The following is a 19,819-nucleotide window of genomic DNA, read 5'->3' as shown; positions in this document are numbered from 1 at the left end:
CTGACAACCGGACTGACAACACCGCGGCGGTCACGGAGGCCCGCCCTCCAACACAGCCCACAACTTCACGACACGCAATCTGGAGGGTTGCGCTCCGTCGCAACCGCGAACCTTGCCGGGCATTGCGTAAACAACACCGCACTTGCAACACCGCGGCGGTCACGGAGGCCCGCCCTCCAACGCGTCCCACAACATCACGACACCCCCTCTGGAGGGTTGCGCTCCGTCGCAACCGCGAATCTTGCCGGGCATTGCGTAAACAACGCCGCACTTACAACACCGGACTTACAACGCCGCGGCGGTCACGGAGGCCCGCCCTCCACGATCAATTCGGCGGAAACGGGAAGGGATCCCCCGTCCGCTCAATCCACCCTTGAAGCAAGGCTTTCATCTCATGATATACCTCTTAAATGGGGCTTTTAAAAGATCTCCCACAACATCTGGTCAGATACAATTCTATACGATGTGAGAGCCCGAATCAGTGAGTCCATTCGAGGCGATAAAAGCATTCCGTGTCGGCCTCGACCGGAAGGCCGATATCCACAGCCCGATCCTCCACCTCACTGGACCCCGCGTCTAAATCTTCTCCGGCAGACCGGAAACGAGACAATCCAATCAGGTCGAATCACATTGGTTTCGGCCAAAGAAAGAGACCATCCGAACTAAAGGCTTCAAGTTCATCAAATTCAACCCAGCGCACGGAGCCATCCGGGTAACTTGCATTCATCCCCGTAATTTCTGTGCTGGTGGTGCTTCGACCTCCGTCATGGCTATAGGTCGTCGAACCATTCGTGTATGTCAAACACCCCCACAATGCATACTTGTTGGATGAATTGAGAACATTCTTAAAGAGAACACTATACTCCGCTTTAGGCGCGCCTGAAGTTGGCGAGCTGCTATCACGATTAAAATACTGGTAATTGGTGTAATCGCTGGGCGTTGTAGCAACCCGTTGAACCTCGGGATCATAAATCCCACGAGGATCCTCCGACAAAGGCCCCGGACAATACATTGTATCAAAGCGATTACCGATATATGGCCCCAGAGTTTTATTAAAGTCATCAACGGCATAAAAATGCGGTTGTAGGGCATAGGTAGGCAGACCTGTGCGTAAAGCACCACTGGGGTCGGGTCCGATCCCCTTATGCTCATTCGCATAGGTTCTACAGGCCAAGGCCAAATGGCGCAAACGACTGGCACATTCCGATTTAACCGCAGTCGATTTCACCTTAGCCACTGCGGGTATTAAAATACCCGTCAAAATAGCAATGATCGCTATACAGACCAGAAGTTCTATAAGAGTGAACGCACGGATCTGCTTTGGGGTTCTTCGATCTGTATTCATTGTTTTAAGACCTTTATCGCATTCAACATCACTGAAGTATTCACAAAGCAAATGATTGAACTCGGAAGCACAGCGTCTGATTGCAGGATGACATCTTGATTTGTGGTAGACCGGCTAACTGGCCAGAAGCGAATTTGCTAAAGTAGAAAACGACATGCTGATAGAGCGCATACATCGAGACGAGCTTCCACAGAATCGAACAGTTCAAACCAAAGCCGAATCCTGGCGTATCAAAAAGCAAGTTCCAACCACCCTGAACCGGTCCAGAAAGAAGAGACAACCAAGAAGCCTCTACCCAATGGCCTCAATCGAATACAAATCAGGCTTTATTGTATTTACCCATTGAACTGTTCGACCTCCTGTGAATTCGTATTCTAATTCACAATCATAAGATAATCTGCATCTCGATTGGCGATAAATAAGTGTAGCCAATTAACAACACCCCTAACCCCTAATAATACATGAAGATGCATAAGTCTTGTATCGCAGGCTTTATCATGCTGCTTGCCCTGCTGAACATCGCTTCAGCCGACCCTTCCGTATTCGATATCACCGATTACGAATCCTACCGAACCGATCCAGATGACGACGCCCCCGTAATCAGAGCGGCGATCGCTGCCGCGAATTCGTATGTCAGTAGCACAGGAATCCCGGCTACGGTCGAAATCCCGGAAGGCACCTATTACCTCGATGCCAACCCCAACAATACCAGTAATCACCTTTACATTAGCAACGCCAACGACTTAACAATTCGAGGCGTGCCGACGGCCACACTCGTCATGAAAAGCTGGAATAGTAGTGGCATTATTATAGGCGAGAGCAAAGGTATTACCCTAGAAGACCTTGTCATCGAATACGACCCACTCCCTCATACCCATGGAAGTATCACGTCAGTCGATACAACTAATAACTATATTTATCTCGATATCGCCAGCGGTATGCCTCTTCCGACTGCAGCCCCCTTCCAAAGCGGAATTGTCTGGGGATACGTGTATGACAATGGAACGCTTAACATTGATACCGTCGAACACCGGATTGTCAATCCGACCTTAATTTCTGGCCAGAACTACCGCCTCACAAGCTTGGAAACAGTCACCAACGATCTGGTCGGCCAGTCACTCATTCTCAGTCCAAGAGGCGCCACATCTGCAACCGCGGTTTTCGTTAAAAATGCCCAATACTACGAGGACCCCTCCAGCCCGGGAGAACAGATTAACAGCGCAACCATCGACAATGTCACAATTCACTCATCACCGACAACAGGATTTCAGATGCAAGGAAACAAAGGGATGGTTACCGTTCAAAACTGCACGATAGTTCCTAAAAGTGGGCAAATTCTATCCACCAATGCCGATGGAATTCACGCAAAATGGTGCCGGGAGCCCATCAATGCTATCAATTGCGACTTCAGCGGCATGGGCGATGACGGGATCAATTATTCAGGAACTTACCAAAACATAATCGAGCAAACATCGGCTACAGTCATCTATGTGGTTCGCAATGAATATTACACTGCCGGTGATCGCATCGAAATCCATAATCCGGAAACTGGAGAAGTGATTGCCAGCCCGACTATTACCGCTGCCAGCAACGCCACTGCAAATGGGCAGAATGCGACTAAACTAACATTGGATACCAGTATTCAAACGCTGAGCACAGTCGTATCTCCAGTATCCGGCAGAAGCAAGCCGGACTGGTGCACCGATATTGAGATCTGTGCGCCGGGATCCCAGATACTCAATAACAACTTCTGGAACCACCGGGGACGAGGCATCATGCTTCACTCCGACAATACATTGGTTGAAGGAAATATTTTTGCACAACTCAGAGGCCCCGGAGTCGTCATTGGACCAGATTATTCCTGGGCTGAATCAGCCTCGGGTAGTGGATCGATCATTCGGAACAATACTTTCGATAACATCTCCCGATCCAACATTCTGATCAGCACGTCCGGAACCAGCATTAACGAAACCCATTATGCCACAAAGGATATCCTGATCGAAGGCAACCTGTTCACCAACTACGGCCTTCCGAGCTACACTGGACGCGGCTATGTCGGCGAAGTGTTCTACTCAGGCAAGTCGAAGGATATCACTTTTTCCAGAAATATTATTGGCTCACGCCATCCAAGCGGAGCCGTCGTAGACCCAGTCAAAATCAACCGTTCGGATAACGTCGCCCTACTCGATAACGATTTCTATGGCGCGAGTTCGCTCGATGACTGGCTCACGACACAGGTCGATGTGACAAAGCTCCATATCACAGAAACCGTCTTCAGCGACAACATCGAATACACCACTGAAACTGAAATCGACGACGCCTGGCCCTTGCTCGATACGCTCGGAGGCAACCCGCTACGACTGGGCGTGAATACCAATATTTCTGACGACCAACCTTACATTATGATAGGCACCGCCGTAGCCTCGCGCGATCTGGATTTCGAGGTCAGCAATGATTGGCTGCTCGCATTTGATATGTATCACAGCGATCCGAACCGAAGAGGAATCGTCGGCTTGATGGACAGCAGCCTGCAGCATGGCTATATGCTCATGTGGTCATCCGGCGCATCCGGCTCCGACGGCACTGTCTACATTAAGAAATTCGACCTCACATCCTCGCTGGATGACTGGTATGTAACCGGCACGACACTGGATAGTGGCAATAGCGGGCATACCGCGACATCGGTTCCCCTCGCCCACCTGGAACTCACCTGGGACGCTTCGACTGGCAGTCTCGTCGCCTATGTCGATGGCGTCGAAGTTGCCTCTGCAATCGACACGGCCTTTAACAGCTTCTCTAAAATCGTCATCAGCGGAGCCGGCAGCGGCGCCGCAGGAGATGCCACTTACATCGACAATCTCCATGTGAGCACGCTTGATACCTTCAAAGAGCCAATGAGCTATAGCAGTGAGAGCGCCCTCGACAGCGCCTGGTCAGTCGTTCACTCACTCGAAGAAAACACTCTAACACTGGGAACAGACAGTAATGTATCGGCTGAACAACCGTATGCTATAGTGGGTAATGCCGTTTTAAAGCGTGATCTGGAGATTCCCCTACAAACCGATTGGATCCTGAGTTTTGATATGATTCACACCCAGGTCTCGCGCCACGGTTGGGTCGGCTTACTGGATGCCAGTGGTCAATACGGCTATATTGCCTACTGGGATTCCGGCTCAAATATAGGCGTCAACGGAACTGTCAGCATACGGAAAATCGACCTGACTTCGGAACTGAATACTTGGTATGAAACCGGTAGTCAGCTGGACGACTCAGATAGTGGGCACCAGAATACAACGACTCCGTTTGCCGAAATCGAATTACATTGGGAAGCCGATACTGGCAGCCTAAAACTCTACGTCGATGGCTCGCTCAAGGCATCTGCAGCCGACACGGAGTTCAAGAGCTATTCCCGTGTATACATGAGTGGAGATCGGCAAGGAAATCCAAATGCAGGCGTTTACATCGACAATATCGAAATAACGACTCTGCCATAAAGGGAAGGCATGTGCCGGCAGTCTGAATCATTCAGACTGCCGGCATTTTTTTCGCAAAGAATTCCGCTAGTCCCGGTTCAGCCACCAGTTCTCAGAGAGAACGGATACCAGATGAAAGGCGAAAACTCAGGCCAAAGGCAATCTGGCAACTTGAGAATGATATCAATCCATTTCCCTGATCTCAAAATCACTGCTTCGGTTGATCATAGTCACACCGTTGATGTCTTCGAAAGATACATTCTTCAGCTCAATCCATCCCTTAATTGCGGCGCTGATCGGCATCCCATGCCCAGGCCCTAAACCGTCTTTACCAGTGCCGCGAACCTGCACATTTTCAAAGATCACATTCCGCAGGCTCACATCGGGATTACTCTGCCAAATCTTGATTCCCAAAACAGCCGAATCGATCACTTCTATATTTTTGAAAACTATATTCTGAACATCTGTTCGTTTAATACCTATATTGATCCCGCCCGACTCACTATGAAAAAGTGTGTTTCGTGTCCCACAGCGAATAATTGTGCAGTTCTGGATGAGAGTATGCGCTGCATCACCAAAACCATAGCCAGGAAAGCTGGAGCTCACCCGGATACCGGAACCCCCAAACCCATCGACCACCAGGCAATTATCGACCGTATGCCCTTGCCCGCCGAAAATACCGATGCCAGCCGCCCTTAAAGTCAGCTCTATCGTATTATTACGGAAGGTATTATTTTCAGTCATGCCAACTGTAGCGATATCCGACGACCAAGTCGCCAGGGAATCATCCAAATTATTGCGCACATGGCACTCTTCGACGATACAATTCCGGCTTCCTTTGGCAAAATTCAGTCCGTCCGCATAGGTATTGCGTATCCGGCAATTCGCTACGCGTAAACCATCCGCGACCGGAGCGGGTGTGACCTTTTCATAATTGCCGATCCAGAAACCGCATTCAAAGTGCTGCAGCCATATATTCTTAATCGTGGACCCCGTGCCCCAGTGCTGACGAAACGCATTCCCCGTATCCCGGTTGTTGATATCCGAATCCACGTAAAGGTCAGAAACCATTAAATTTGAAGCCAATCCGGAAAATCCGACAGTATGGCGACCTGTGAATTTAAAGAACAGCTCGGTATGCCAAATCCCCGCTCCCTGTATCTGCAAACCATCATGCCTAAGCTCCAGTTTATTCACGATCACATAGCGCCCTTCCGGGATATAGAGGCCCTTGCCTTGTTCCGCACAGGCCGCGAAAGCGGCTTGAAACGCATCAAAGGCATCTTTCTCCGTGTTGGCCTGTGCCCCAAAATCGGCCAGCGAAAGAAATCCTTCCGGCTGCGCAATTACAGGATCGATTTTTTCGATTTCAATAAAATCGACTCCGATTGCCAAACCGTCGTCTGTTTCTTTACGCAAGCTCAAGCGATCACCGGGCTCCAGCATTTTATCTAATTGAAAGCGCGTTTCGTCAAATCGCATGCGCTGACTGCCTGTGCCTTTAGCAAAGGCTGGATCATTCGATGGCTTACGGTTGCCGTGCTCCGTATTAAAATATTGCCAAGCATAGTAGGAAGTCAGGGAAACATTCTGCACAAACACATCATTCACGTAAACCGCGAGTTGACTGTTCAATCCAGTCCCATCACTGGAATCAGGCAGCGTGAAACGTAGATTCACTCCATCGGCAGCTTCTGGGATAATCCACTCCACGGATGCCCCCACATCCGGCAGGGCAACATAAACGCGTCCGGAAGCTTCCGATTCGAGTTTCTCCTGCTCAAACGAAGGTCCATGCGCCAGAGCTCCCCCCTCCAATCGTCCCGCATCCGCTTCAAGGCGATTGTAGGGCAGATTGCTGGCCCCGCGCGCTTTGGTATTTTCCCATGCCGTTAAATCGGTTTTGTATTCAGCTTGCGCTTGAACAGCTTCAGCAAGCACTGAAAACGGTAGACTCAGCATCAGCGCCGAGCCAATTAATAATAGTTTCTGATTCATAGAAGTTTGAGGTAATACGGGGTAAAAATCATAGTGCAGCTAAGCTTAGTAAGGTTCGATGCTTATGGTCAAATAAACGAACACGAGACCCCTCCAGGTTGAACAGTTCAAACACAACCTGCTCCCAAAAATCATGCCTAATGACTGCAACTAAGAACTATTATTAAACCGCTCGTAGGGCGAACGGATTACACCTAGTGTGGTGTAAGTGAAGTAAGCTTCAGAAATACACCTGGTTCTTAGAAGTTGTGAAAGCTAACGGAGCTAGGGCGTCCCGCCCTAGTCCCCTGCAACGCTCTTATATCAGGGCAGGATGCCCTGACTCCGTTGACGCCAATCTTATAATGTAAGGCACTTCGCTGACACCACACTAGCTTAGTCAGTGTAATACCTCACAGAAGTCTCAGTCCTGTATTCTGACTTCAAAATCACGGTTCCGGCTGACCATGCGCTCCCCGTTAATGTCTTCGAATGATACATTCTTCAGTTCTAACCACCCCATGAGCTGGGCGCTGATAGACAGCCCGTCCCCAAGCCCCAAGCCGTCTTTACCGGTGCCGAGAACATGAACATCCTCAAAGACCACATTGTTTAGGACCGCCTCAGGATTACCGTTCCAAATATTAATTCCCACAACCGATGAATCGATGACATCGATATTTTTGAAGACCAGATTCTGAACATCAGCCCGCTTGACACCAATATTGATTCCGCCGGTCGAACTATGAAAAAGAGAATTCCGAGTGCCACAACGAACAAGTGTGCAATTCTGGATACGGATCGTTGAGACATCATCAAAACCATGGCCCGGAAAACTGCTGCTCACTCTGACACCGGAACCGCCAAATCCGTCAACTACCAAGCAGTTTTCGACCGTATGCCCTTTTCCGCCGAAAATCCCAATCCCTGCAGCTCTTAAAGTCAGCTCAACCGTATTATTGCGGAAGGTATTATTCTCAGCCATGCCAACAGCATCTTTATCTGAAGACCAGGAAGCCAAAGAGTCGTCCAAGTTGTTGCGCACATTGGACTCTTCGACGATACAGTTCCGGCTCCCTTTGGCAAAATTCAGCCCATCCGCATAGGTATTGCGTATCCGGCAATTCGTGACAAGTAATCCATCAGCCACCGGAGCCGGTTCCAGCTCACCATAGTAAGCGATCCAAAAACCGACCGAAAAGTGCTGCAGCCAAACGTTCTTAATCGTGGAGCCGGTGCCCCAATGCTGACGAAACCCGTTGGCCATATCCCGGTTATTGATATCCGAATCCATGTAAAGATCGGCCACCAAAAGATTCGAGGCCAGCCCAGCAAACCCTGCGTTATGCCGTCCGGAAAATTTGAAGAAAAGCTCGGTATGCCAAATCCCCGCTCCCTGTATCTGCAAGCCATCATCTATCAACTCTAACTTATTTGAGATCACATAGCGACCAGCCGGAATATAGAGGCCCTTCCCTTGTTCCGCACAGGCAGCAAAGGCTGCTTGGAACGCACCATACGAATCTTCCTCTGTATTGGCCTGAGCCCCAAAATCGGCCAGCGAAAGAAATCCTTCCGGCTGAGGAATCACAGGGTCTATTTTTTCGATTTCGACAAAGTCGACCCCGATTGCCAAACCGTCGTCTGTTTCTTTACGCAAGCTCAAGCGATCACCGGGCTCCAGCATTTTATCTAATTGAAAGCGCGTTTCGTCAAATCGCATGCGCTGGCTTCCTGTGCCTTTGGCAAAGGCCGGATCATTCGATGGCTTACGGTTGCCGTGCTCGGTATTAAAATACTGCCAAGCATAGTAGGAAGTCAGGGAGACATTCTGAACAAACACATCATTCACGTAGACCGCGAGTTGACTGTTCAATCCCGTCCCGTCACTGGAATCAGGCAGCGTAAAACGAAGATTCACTCCATCGGCGGCCTCTTCGACCGTCCACTCAACAGAGGCCCCTTTCGTGGGTAGCGAAACATAAATACGCCCCGTAGCTTCTGATTCAAGTTTCTCCTGCACGAACGACGGACCATGCGCCAGAGCCCCCCCCTCTAATTGTCCTACATCCGCTTCAAGACGACGGTAGGGCAGATTGCTGGCTCCGCGAGCTTTGGTATTCTCCCATGCCGTTAAATCGGTTTTGTATTCAGCTTGCGCTTGAACAGCATCCGCAAGCACTGAAAACGATAGACTCAGCATCAGTGCCGAGCCAATTAATAATCGTTTCTGATTCATAGAATGATGGTAGTAAGGGATAAAATAGAAGTCTTCCCTACCTTAGTAAGGCCAGGTTCGGGGGATGGGTTGCTCCTGGCGAATGACTCGTGTCAACAACTCGGCGCGCAAGCCTGCGATCACAGAGCAATCGACCTTCGCAGAAATATCGTAGTAGCAACCAGGATCCTGCTCCATGTCGTAGAGCATCTCACGGCCATCATCATGCACAAGGAAACGGTATTGTTTCGTGCGCAGGGACTTCCACCCCGCACCTTCGGTCAATGCGGATGTCCGGCCTTCGGACTCATTACGGATTAGGCCAAGCAAGGATCGGCCTTGCGCTGTGGTCGGGATCGGCACACCGGCAGACTCAAGCAAGGTGGGTAACACATCCAAAGCCTCGACCAACTCCGTGCGGCGTCCCGGTTCGATGTTCATCCCCTCCGGGAAGCGGATCAACAACGGCACCTTGGTCACGGCATCATCCCCCGGATAGCTTTTACCGTAACGACAACGGGTGCCCAGCCACTCTCCGTGGTCGGATGTAAAGACAATGATCGTATTGTCCGCCTTTCCACTGGCTTCTAAAGTATTCAGAATTCGACCAACGTAATCATCCACCTCAGAAACCATCGCATAGTAGCCCTGCTGGATTGATTGCATGACCGACTTGGACCGAAACGCGTCATGCTCGGACTTCCATCCTTCCGGATAAGTCTCCACACTCAACTGCTCCGGATCGTAGAGATCGAGATAGCGTTGCGGCACCACCCACGGACTATGCGGCGAGTAGAACCCTGCGATGCAGAAAAATGGATTCGTAGGCGCATTCTCCAAATATTCACAGACATTCTCCCCCACAAAGGCCGAATGCGTCACATCGTCGCGACCGGGGAAGGTCACTGCTTCCATCGGCATGCGATCTTCCGGATGCTTGACCGAATCCTCCAAGTTCATCACTCGGTTCCAATCTGCCCGCGCGGGTGGCAAACCGAGACTGATGTGGTCTAGCTCTTCCGGTGCCTTTTGGCGCACCCAGGAGCGATAAGCATCTTCGTAGCAACCAGGCTCGTCGGAGATCTGCATGTGATCAAAGCCATAGGCCGGGTGTGGATCACTATGCTCTCGATTCGAGTGCGGAAGAAAATGCAGCTTCCCGATGTTAGCGCAGTGGTATCCGGCACGCCCCAAAACCACCGGTAAGGTCACGGTATCCTCCGGCACTGGCACCGCCATGTGCGGGATCCCCAAGGTCGAAGGATATTGCCCGCTCAAAAAACTGATCCGGCTCGGCATACAGACGGGGTTTTGCACAAAGCAGTTGTCAAAGCTCACACTCTGCTTCGCCAGACGATCGAGATTGGGCGTATGTATCTCGGGATTGTCATTCGCCCCGAGGGCATCCCAACGTTGCTGATCGGTGTAGATGAGAAGAATATTAGGTCGCTCGCTCATGGGTAATTGTCTCCGCTGGATTCGATTAAAGAAACGCTCAAGAATAGCTATCAACTAATGAGTAAGTGGTCAAACTCGACTCGACGACCGATGCTTCCGGCTTGGAAGGAATCTCCAACGTAATCACTCGTGATGTCCCGGCATGCAGATCGAAGTAGTTGTCCGAACATTTGAATTCGATACCAGGCAGGTCAATCTGCACCATATGGTGATAGCTCTTGGTCAGAAGCTCCAACTCGTAAACACCGGACTCAACCGGAGTCACATTGGCGATGATCGGCGCCCGCTCCAGATTGATAAAGCGCGGCGTCGAGAACAACGCCGTCTTATACGAAACCGGATAATCGCCCGCCTTCATTTCGGCACGCAAGAGCAGGTTCGTCTTCCCATGGCTGGCCAGCTCTTCGGTGAAATCGAGGCTCTCCTGCATGATGGATTCCCCGTAGCGAAGCGTCACATCGAGCGAACCCTTCTTCACAAGTTGTCCGTCCAATGTTTCCAGGAACCAGTTGACGGTTCCGGAGACCTCTTCCAAGCCATCGAACACCGTAAAGATCTCCACCCCACTCATGCTGTTGTGGTAGTAATTGTTCTGACCGATCTTTTCCTCGCCGATGACTTTCAAGCTGAGCATGGCAGGTGCATAGAAACGACGTGCTTCATGGTTCAAGGCCCGCCAGCGGCCCCCGAACTCAACACTACTCCAGGAAGACACCGGCCAGCAATCATTCAGCTGCCAGTAGAGCGCGCCCATACAACGGGGCTGGTTACGCCGCATGTGCTCGATCGCCACCTTCATGCAATAAGCTTGATTCAACTGGGAAATGTAGGCGGTCGCACGATAGTCCTTGGGAAAACGATACATGCGGGCCATGTAATCGAACACCACCAGATTACCCGAAGTGCCACCGGAACCGTTCTTCTGGTGATTCTCCATCACCGGTCCAAAGATATTCATATCTTCCGGATTGCAGAAAGTCGCCGCCACTTCAGGCGAGCTGAAGGACTGCATACCGAACTCCGAATAAAAGCGATAAACCTCTTCCTCGTAAATTTTGACCGGCTTGCGCGAATGCCAGACCGCCCAGTGGTGGGTGTCCCCTGCCCGCGGATTGTCTTTACCATACTGATAGCCGTCCGGGTTGTGCGGCGAGCTTGGCCAGTAGTCCGTCACACCATCCAGTTCTTCGACCACCTCCGGCAACAGCTTATAGAAGAGCGCTTCGTAGGACTGCATGCGCTCTTCGGTTTCCATCAGTTCGACATGCTTCTGCTCACACTCATTGTTACCGCACCACAGCGCCAGACAGGCACGGTGCGCCAGACGTTTGACAGCCTGACTGGCCTCGACCCGCACGCTATCAAGGAAGGGCTGGTCGCCACGGAACAAGGAACAGGCAAACATGAAGTCCTGCCAAACGAGGAGTCCCTTTTCATCACAGAGGTCGTAGAAATCCTCGAACTCGTAGATCCCCCCGCCCCAGATGCGAATCATGTTCATGTTCGCCTCCACCGCAGACGTCAGAATGTTGTCGTAACGTTCCCGCTCGACCCGGTTCGGAAAGGCATCCGCTGGGATCCAGTTGGCGCCTTTCGCAAAGATCGGCTTCCCGTTGACCAAAAACTGGAAGCACTCGCCCCATTCATCCGGGTGCATGTCCAACTTAATGGTCCGCAGACCAATCCGTTTCTCCCAAGTTCCGAGCACGACCGCATCGGTATCGACACATTCAAGGGACACCTCGTAGAGCGGCTGCTCCCCATAGCCATTAGGCCACCAGAGCTGTGGGTTTTCAATCACGGCTTCATTGCCGATGACTTCAGCCACAACTTCACCAGCCAAACTGACTGTGCCCTTCAACTCCGCCGAACTTTGATTAACCAACCTCGGCTCGAAAGTCAGCTTCACCTGCCCGTCAGCATGCTGCTGCACCATGCGCACCGACTCCAAGCGATCCCGGCTCCAGGCTTCCAGACGAATCGGACGCCAGATACCGCTGGTGGGAAAACGCGGCCCCCAGTCCCATCCAAAGGAATACGCAGCCTTACGAATGCGGGAACGTCCGGGCTTAAGCTGACACATTTCCATTAAAGGTTCACCATCCCAATGCGCATCGATATAAGTATTCGGGCTCTGGAATGTGATCTCCAATTGATTGGAGCCCTCCCGGAGGTGCTCCTTTACCGCATAGCGATGCTCAATATACATGTTCTCCTCTTGACCGAGGACCACTCCGTTCAGAGTCACCGTTGCCACGGTATCCAAGCCTTCGGCCACCAGTTCGAGAAAGTCCTCACCGAACAAAGCCGGATCCGCCTCAAACTCCAACCGATACGTCCAGTCCAGATCTTCCAGATACTGAAGTTCCAGCTCGTTTCGCCCCCAAAAAGGTTCAGGAATCAAGCCGTGCTGCAATAAATCAGTATGGACGCAGCCAGGGACTTCGGCCGGGTAAAATTCGTTACGGTCGGACTGGGAAAACTGCCAGCCGTCATTCAGGGATTGATGGACTTTCATATTCAAAATATCTATAAGGGTAAGACAGTTTTAATGATATTGACCCAATTAATCTGCAATTCGATACATAAGGATATATAAATCCTCTAAATGACATCAAAATAATCTATGACATTCTCCCTCCCCTATAGCATTCAACGCGCGGGCATATTCAAGATGCCCGCCAATGAAGAACCGCTCTATGATATCCTGCCGGCAGGGAAGCAACGGATCGAGCTCATGCTGGAAGGGCGTGGCTGGGTGAAGATTGAAAATGACACTGTCGAAATGCTGCCCGGACACCTCCTCTGGCACATTGAAGGCGATGAAACCATCTCACGGAGCGACTGGAAAAACCCCTATGCCTGCCTCTCCATTCAGTTCGATGTTCCCAAGAAATCAAGCAGCAGGCCGGCCCCACAGCTGTCACACTGGGAGAGCATCGAGTCCGCCTTCCAGTTCTCTGCCCAAGTTCTGCGCTGGTATGTCGACGAAGCGATCCATCGTGAAGGGCTCATCCACTTCATCTGCGGCACGGCACTCATTCAGGCGAACCGGAAATGGGGAAATACTTCGTATGCCAACCACCCACTCAAAACGCAGCAAATTATCCACGCCCTCGAGAACCGCTTCAAAGAGAAGACACCGCTCAAAGCAATCGCCGATGAAGTCGGTTGCTCCTTAGCGCATCTCCACAACGCAGTCAAAGAAGCTCTCGGCACGACTCCCCACGAAGTCATCCTGACAAACCGGGTGCATGCGGCCAAGGAGCTTCTGGTCAGCACGGATCAGCAGGTCAAGGAAATCGCCGTCAATTCCGGCTTTGGCAGCGCGACCGCCTTTTGCCAATCATTCAAACAACGAACCGGAACCACCCCGTTGGAATATCGCCGCAGTCAACTTCAGGCGTAAGACTTCAGGCAAGCCTCGGCGAACATCTGCCCGATACGTTTCATTCCGGTGTAGTTGTAATGCCCGACGGGTGGACCGTATTTAGGCAGATAGTTGGCAGCCTGAGGGTCTTGACTCTGAGGAATAAAAGTCACGTTCTGCAGGATCGCGGCAGTCGCCTGCATGCCTTCCACTACTTTCCCCCGGCTCACCTCCAAAAGGAGGAATGGTAATTCCGGAAGCTCCAATTCTTTTCGGACCGAACGAATCAAATCCTGCAAATGCTCGCCATACATTTCTGCAGGCTTCGGACCAAACATGTTCACATTTCCATCATGTTCTCCCTGCACCCACAGCATCCCGCAGATCTCGTAGGAATCCGGCGATAGACCGGAGAGCATCCGGTGTGTATCATCGATAAACTCCTGATAGAGCCTCGGCTTGCCTTCTTCGCCCATCAGCGACGCTTTCTCATGGCTCCAGTTGGCATTCCAACAACCATAGAGTGAAGTGCCACCGAGCGAGCGCTTAATCAAAAGGATATCCTCATCCGGCCAAACTTGATGCAGCTCGATACCGAAGAACAATTCGGGACCAAAGACCTGATCCAGCTTAAACTTATTACGAACCGATCCCGATGCCGGAGTAATTCCCAGCGGAACCGGCGAGTTCCCATTGTATGCCAGCAACACTTTCCGCTGCGCACTCTCCAAACGCTGCAAATCTTCTGCGGTGAGCTGACTCCCATCACCACGACCATCCATATTAGATTGGCCCGCGAGTAAAAATACCTTCTTTTTCTTCATACGATTCTTCTAACGATGCATTCAGCCTTTCGGCTCATAAAGATCCGCCGCTATCGTCCCGGAAAAGCTTCGATAGTCCGGCTCTCCTTCCCGGAATTGCGGGTCCACCTTGTATTCGAGCGTGAAGAAAGGATCGCCCTCGGACTGACAATAGGCCCCCAAACGCTGGCGATGCGCGTCCAGTTCCTCGGCGTAGTCCGGATCGAAGGCCAGATTCCGCGTCTCACCGGGATCCGCGACCAAATCGTAGAACTCCTCCCCATCGCCTTCGATATAGCGGGTATACTTATAACACTCCGTGCGCACCATGCGCCCCGGTTCAATCGTGTAACCGAACTCCGTGTGCCACTGGGCAAAGACCGCATCGCGCTTGGTATCGCTTGCTTCGCCTCGCAGCTGCGGCACCAAACTGGTCCCCGGCAGACCCGCTGGAGCCGGAAGGTTCGCATACTCGCAGAGCGTCGGCAGCAAATCGATCAGGGAGCAGAGGCCTTCCGCCCAATGGTCCCCTTGCTTTATTCCGGGGCCACTGAACATCATGGGGACATGCATCGTTTCTTCATAGAAACTGGTGTGCTTTGTTCCCATCCAACGGCCACACATGGAATCGCCATGATCGGCAAAGAAGAGGACCATCGTATTGGAGGCATCCTCACGCGCTTCCAGCGCGGCAAGGATCCGGCCTATTTGCGCGTCAGCCAAGGATAAGTAATAGTGGTAGGCATGCAGATAGTGGCGGATCTTCGCTTCATCCCATCCACCCATCTGCGCTTGGCGCTTATGCACATAGGGCAAATACTGAATCGGTCGCGGGCGCTTGGCCATCTCCTCATCATCGATGTATAAGTTCTCCGGAAGATCCGGAAGGTCTTCAAACGAAGCGCTCAACGGCCGATCATAACTGTTCTCACCGATCCATTGACAGATGTTATGCGGATTATTCAGGTCGACCGCAGCCAGATAGGGTGTTGAGCCCGAGTGGTGATTCAAAAATTCAACCGCCTTCTCCGTCGTGTGAGCATCCTCCAGAGTATCGTGATTATACATGAACCTGGAATCCAGGGACAGACTCTCCCGATCCGCCCGTTGAATCGGCGACAACTCGAATCCACGCAAGGCACCACCGTCATGTTGCTTACCAAAATGAACGGTCTCATAGCCGGCATCATGAAACAGAGTCCCCAATGTGGGCCGGGCCGGGTCGAGGGTTCCATTTTCAAAACAAACGCCATTGGCTAAGATACCCGTCTGATGCGGATAACGCCCGGACCAGAAGGACGCCCGAGAGGGCAAACATAAGGGACAGTTCGTATATGCCTGACGAAACTTCAGGCTCCGGGCGGCCAGACGACCCAGATTCGGTGTCTTCGCATAGGTATTCCCCCACGGACCCAAGGCCTGCGCCGAGAGCTGATCACAGCAGATGATTAATAGATTCGGTTGACTCATCTTTTCCTCAAACGGACGGCATCAATCCTTACAACGCTTCCACGCTTAGAATCGAGACTGATCGACCTGGATCGTGTCCGCATCCACGTCGTCTCCCAGTTCCAACCATTCGGATGGGGGCGCCAGCTCACCTTCTACGATCAGATCATGAATCGTCACATTTGAGGCATGATTGATCTTCACCAATGTATTCTTCACCGCATCCGGGTGCGGAAAGTCGATCACATTGTCTTCGATCAACACTCCATCGCAGGTTGAGACGGACAAAACGTTGCCGGCCATTCCACTCGGATCATAACCGATCTTCTGGCCATACAGGCTGAACCGGTTATTGGCAATCACCACATTCTTAATCGAACGTGCATGACTTTCAGTCTTCTGAGTGGGCCCGCCATCCGCCAAAACAATGTTGCTCGCACGAATGTTCACAAAGGTGTTATCTCGGATGATTGCGTGGGCTCCATTGGGGCCTTCAACTCGACCTCCGAAATGATGTCCGAGTCGTATCCCCTCCCCCCTCAGGTCTTCGAAGCGATTACCCTCGATGATGGCCCCGGGGCTCCGCATCAGGATACCCCGCATACGGTGACGCCCGAAGAAATTGTTTCGGATGACCGGATTCACCGGAACCTGATCCATGTTGATGATCAGATCGGCATCCTTCATGCCGACCGCTTTGACAGTCTGGATCGATTCCGGCAGGTCTTCGACAAAGCTCAGTTTCATGTAGCGCTTCCCATCGATAGTGGCAAAACCAACCTTGGTGCATTCGACGAGGGATTCCATTTCCCCATTTTTCGCCCAGACAATTTGAATGTCATTATGCGCACGGAAAGAACCGTGCACGGCGATGATCAAAGTCCGGGCATCCGGCTTATCGACAATCCGCTCGTAGGTGCCGCCGATATTCACCGAGTCATCTCCCATCCCTTGCAGCCAGCAGTTTTGGATAATCGGGCCCTGGTCGCCCCACTTCACATGAATGCCATCGGCATTCGAAGTCATCAGGCGATTGGAACCCTCCGGCTGGATGATCTTGCAGCCATCGAGTGTCACCAAGCCGCAATTCCGGATCCCGTAAGCCAGCGCCGGCGAGGAGTGGACGGTCAGCTTGGTGGCAAAGCAATTGCGTGAACTGGAAAAGACGATGGCGTCCGCCTTACGACGTGCCACCATGGCAATCTTGTTGCCGACAAATGCTGCCTCTACCGGATTGCGGGTTGTCAAACGAACACGGTCCCCCTCCAGCTCCTCCACCGTCTCGACGTATTGGTCGTAGAACTCAGGCATCTTCAAAGCGGTTTTAGGCCTAAAAATGTAAGCGATGTTCTTCGTGGATTTACCGGACATATGCGGTTCGCTGACACGCGGGTAGCCGGCATCCAGCTTGAAGACGATCTGACGCTTTTGTGTGTCAACGGATTCGATTAGGCCCTGCGTAAATGGCAGCGGCTTATAGTCCACAGCGATCGATTCGAGAGTCACATTTTCCCCACCGTTCACGACGATGCCATTGTGATAGGCGGAACCGAATAGCAACAGCGTCCCGGCTTCCCCCCGGATCGTAAGATCCTTTTCGCTGAGGACATTGAGATGCCCTCCATTCGCCGGCGTGCCGGGAAGCGGGTCTAACAGGTAGCTTCCACCCGGCACCAATAGTGTCTTGGGACCTTCCACTTTCTTAAGCTCGAAGAGGGCTTGGTTAAAAGCAGCCGCATCATCATGCACGCCATCCCCCAAGGCACCAAAATCGCGAACGTTCAGCACCGTGGACGACAAGTTCGATGCAAAGGAGGCGACGCCCGTGTATAGGCACGCAGCGAGGAGCAGAGTTTTTTTCAGATGAGACATAGAAAGGTTCAATAGCTGGTAGAGTTCGGAACTCGCAGAACAAATCATTCAACCGATAGTTGCAGACTATCGAACAGGACCGTTCCATTGCCCCGAATCAGAATCTTTGAGAATTCGGTAATATCACTGTCCTGTGCCGTCGTAACAACTTGGCCATCTACGCTCAGTGTCAATGTGCCGGTTTTCTGACTCCATGTTAATTCAAATTGCGCCATCGGCAGTTGGGTAGAGATATGCCCGGAATTGGTGTATTCGGTGAGTCTTTCACCATGCGTGCGCCAGGCATTTTTAGCGGACCAATCGACATTCTTGAATTTCTCAATCGCAACCACTCCCTTGTTTTTACCTTCCGTCCCTGGAGGGCCGGAGCGCCAAACGGCAACATAACCATTCTTACCTTCCGGATCAAACAGGCCGAGCCAGGCATCTCTGGCCGCATTCGTGTGCAACATCTTAAAGCTCAGCTTCCAATCGCTTCGGATAGAAACCGGAATCGTATTCGACACAATTGCGTTCCCCAGCTTCGCATAGGGCGCAGACTCAACGCCGGCATCCGTGCCGACATTCACAGGCTTACCTCCCTGAGTCGCTACGGTTTCCCACGCAGCTGCGATCTGCTCGCCATAGAAATAATTAAAATCTTCCTGGAAGACCTTGCGCTCAGCTCCCTGCGTCACTCCAAGACTTAGCAGGCACAGCAGCACACATGTTTGAGTTCTTTTACGATGTAACATATTGCATTTATTTTAATAAAATACGAAATTCCAATCAGGCACGGAACTAGAGCCTCAGACAAAGCCCCACAACCAATCCTCGAATCAGTGGCTAGTTAAAGTCCGGTTCGCCGCGAATCACGTGACTGGGTGGCCCGATCAAACGGACTTCTCCATCAGCATAGGCAAAATGGCCACCGGAATTGCCATCAAAGGTTGTCATCTTATTTCCAGTCCACAAGCGATCCGCACGGTGGTCCCAAAGGATCGGAACATTCAAGTCCGAGTACATCGTCTCGGGCGTCACGACAGCGGCCCCGATCTTCCATTCCGTGTAGATCTTCCAACCTGAAGAGAAGCTCGTGTTCTTGCCCGAGCCTGTAACAAACATGTTCCCGCCTCCCAGTCCGCCACCGTCCCGGAGTCTGCGATTTGTCGGGTTATTGAAGATTTCGTAATCCCGTATGTAGCCTTCCTGGAAAATCACCCGCTGGCGCCACGTCTCCTTGTCCGAACCGGAAGAGTTGTACTGCGGTAGCAAGACGCCATTGTGGTCGTTTGCATACAGACCCATCGCTGCAACAATCTGGCGCATATTCGAGATGGTTTTGACCGATTCGCTCTTCAATCGCAGCTTCGGCATCTGTGCAATCAACAAGGCCGATAAGACTGCGATCACGGCAATGCACATTAGCAGCTCAATCAACGTAAATGCCTTCTGCTTGGCAGGTAATGACTCACACGGGATGGAAAAAGATAGGTTCATGGCAACAGGAGTAAGAAACAGAACGATCTCTACAGTATGCAAGCGACATGCAGCAAAGCAAGCATGAATGTAATGCGTTACATTCAGACCAGTCATCGATGTGGACTTTCCTCTGGATAAGTAGAGTGATGGATCTGGAGATTCAACGTTCAGAGCGCAGCTCCAATAGAATGACGACAATGCAACTCTCTCCCTCCAACAGACTCCTCCTCATCACAGCTGACGACATGAACTGGGACGCAGTGGCGTGCTTACGGCTGACCGGTGCCCGGAACAACTCCGAACATAGACACGCTGGACGAAGCAGACATTGTTATAGATACGGTAACAGCAGACAGGGTCGATGCCCCGAAGGCGCGGCATCGACCAATCAGA

The 19,819-nt window shown here is 51.7% G+C and carries 12 protein-coding genes; 2 read left to right on the top strand and 10 right to left on the bottom strand.

Features of this window, described 5'->3' with window-relative positions:
• Positions 1 to 625: 625 nt before the first annotated feature.
• Positions 626 to 1,345 carry a type II secretion system protein gene (locus O2597_RS04755; RefSeq protein WP_269523051.1) on the bottom strand — a complete coding sequence of 240 codons (720 nt, stop codon included), beginning with the start codon at positions 1,343 to 1,345 and terminating at the stop codon, positions 626 to 628.
• Between the two features lie 467 nt (positions 1,346 to 1,812).
• Here O2597_RS04755 and O2597_RS04750 point away from each other — a divergent pair, with 467 nt between their 5' ends.
• Positions 1,813 to 4,839 (top strand): right-handed parallel beta-helix repeat-containing protein, encoded by a 3,027-nt coding sequence (locus O2597_RS04750; RefSeq protein ID WP_269523050.1) that lies wholly within the window; start codon positions 1,813 to 1,815, stop codon positions 4,837 to 4,839.
• Positions 4,840 to 5,001: 162 nt separating this feature from the next.
• Here O2597_RS04750 and O2597_RS04745 read toward each other — a convergent pair whose 3' ends face one another.
• The 4 genes from O2597_RS04745 to O2597_RS04730 form a co-directional block, all read right to left on the bottom strand.
• The gene (locus O2597_RS04745; protein WP_269523049.1) at positions 5,002 to 6,816 is read right to left on the bottom strand and encodes a glycosyl hydrolase family 28-related protein; all 1,815 of its coding nucleotides are present in this window, start codon (positions 6,814 to 6,816) and stop codon (positions 5,002 to 5,004) included.
• A gap of 403 nt (positions 6,817 to 7,219) precedes the next feature.
• A complete protein-coding gene (locus O2597_RS04740; RefSeq protein WP_269523048.1) occupies positions 7,220 to 9,034 on the bottom strand; it encodes a glycosyl hydrolase family 28-related protein in 1,815 nt (604 codons plus the stop codon).
• A 42-nt stretch (positions 9,035 to 9,076) separates the two neighbouring features.
• Complete coding sequence (locus O2597_RS04735) at positions 9,077 to 10,471, bottom strand: sulfatase family protein (RefSeq protein ID WP_269523047.1); 1,395 nt, start codon at positions 10,469 to 10,471, stop codon at positions 9,077 to 9,079.
• A 37-nt stretch (positions 10,472 to 10,508) separates the two neighbouring features.
• Positions 10,509 to 12,989, bottom strand: coding sequence for a beta-mannosidase (locus O2597_RS04730; protein ID WP_269523046.1), 2,481 nt, complete (start codon positions 12,987 to 12,989; stop codon positions 10,509 to 10,511).
• 108 nt (positions 12,990 to 13,097) lie between these two features.
• Here O2597_RS04730 and O2597_RS04725 point away from each other — a divergent pair, with 108 nt between their 5' ends.
• The gene (locus O2597_RS04725) at positions 13,098 to 13,880 is read left to right on the top strand and encodes an AraC family transcriptional regulator (RefSeq protein WP_269523045.1); all 783 of its coding nucleotides are present in this window, start codon (positions 13,098 to 13,100) and stop codon (positions 13,878 to 13,880) included.
• On the opposite strand, the gene O2597_RS04720 is transcribed toward O2597_RS04725, so the two are convergent.
• The 5 genes from O2597_RS04720 to O2597_RS04700 all read right to left on the bottom strand — a co-directional run bounded on the left by O2597_RS04720 (position 13,871) and on the right by O2597_RS04700 (position 19,444).
• A complete protein-coding gene (locus O2597_RS04720) occupies positions 13,871 to 14,665 on the bottom strand; it encodes a sialate O-acetylesterase (RefSeq protein WP_269523044.1) in 795 nt (264 codons plus the stop codon). The genes O2597_RS04725 and O2597_RS04720 overlap by 10 nt on opposite strands.
• 21 nt (positions 14,666 to 14,686) lie before the next feature.
• On the bottom strand, positions 14,687 to 16,114 hold the full coding sequence (locus tag O2597_RS04715) for a sulfatase family protein (RefSeq protein ID WP_269523043.1): 1,428 nt from the start codon (positions 16,112 to 16,114) through the stop codon (positions 14,687 to 14,689).
• Between the two features lie 45 nt (positions 16,115 to 16,159).
• Positions 16,160 to 17,965, bottom strand: coding sequence for a glycosyl hydrolase family 28-related protein (locus O2597_RS04710; RefSeq protein WP_269523042.1), 1,806 nt, complete (start codon positions 17,963 to 17,965; stop codon positions 16,160 to 16,162).
• 44 nt (positions 17,966 to 18,009) lie between these two features.
• A complete protein-coding gene (locus O2597_RS04705; protein WP_269523041.1) occupies positions 18,010 to 18,699 on the bottom strand; it encodes a hypothetical protein in 690 nt (229 codons plus the stop codon).
• Positions 18,700 to 18,790: 91 nt separating this feature from the next.
• Positions 18,791 to 19,444 carry a type II secretion system protein gene (locus O2597_RS04700; protein WP_269523040.1) on the bottom strand — a complete coding sequence of 218 codons (654 nt, stop codon included), beginning with the start codon at positions 19,442 to 19,444 and terminating at the stop codon, positions 18,791 to 18,793.
• Positions 19,445 to 19,819 lie beyond the last annotated feature (375 nt).

Source organism: Coraliomargarita parva (assembly GCF_027257905.1).
Lineage (GTDB): Bacteria > Verrucomicrobiota > Verrucomicrobiia > Opitutales > Coraliomargaritaceae > Coraliomargarita_A > Coraliomargarita_A parva.
Note: the sequence above shows the minus strand (reverse complement) of the source record. Positions and strands in the feature narration are given on the sequence as shown.